Source organism: Deinococcus malanensis (assembly GCF_014647655.1).
Lineage (GTDB): Bacteria > Deinococcota > Deinococci > Deinococcales > Deinococcaceae > Deinococcus > Deinococcus malanensis.
This window is the reverse complement of record NZ_BMPP01000076.1, coordinates 1-503: the sequence shown is the minus strand read 5'-3', so window position 1 is coordinate 503 and position 503 is coordinate 1. Positions and strand designations below refer to the sequence as shown.

At 65.0% G+C, this 503-nt stretch carries 1 protein-coding gene; it reads left to right on the top strand.

Annotated features, from left to right (window positions below):
* Positions 1–459: hypothetical protein (locus IEY49_RS21295; protein WP_189012401.1), on the top strand; the 459-nt coding region annotated here is incomplete at its 5' end.
* Positions 460–503: the final 44 nt, after the last annotated feature.

The window sequence follows — 503 nt, the reverse complement described above, 5'->3', positions numbered from 1 at the left end:
GGTGCTCTGGTGCAGGAAGTCACGCAGACGCCCCTGACTCCTTCTGTTCAGGTCACGCCCGCTGCCCTGCCTGCTCAGGCAAGTGCCGAGATGCTGCCCTCCCTCGACGTGCGTGAGCTGTGCCGGGGGTTGCCGCCTACGCTGGCTGGAGAAGTCCTGGCGACGGTGGACCAGCTGGAAGCGGTGGCAGTGCAGGCTCGCGCGAGCAACGACACCCGCCGCGCCTTCGACGCCCGGCAGGGCTTGAGCGACTATCTGCCTGAAACGGTGCGGGCTTGGAAAGCCCAGCGTGATGACGAGCGCGACCCCAATGAACTCGCCCGGGCACTGACGCAGATTCTGCGTGTGGCGGGTTCCGAGACCTCCTCCAGGGACAGCGTGCTGCGGGCGTGGGAAACCCAGCAACGCTTTCTGGAGGCCCGGACAGGAAAGAATGCCGGTGACACGGAGGAGCAGTGAACTGCTTGTAACGGTTTCGTACGGTGGCGACTCAATTCGAGAAG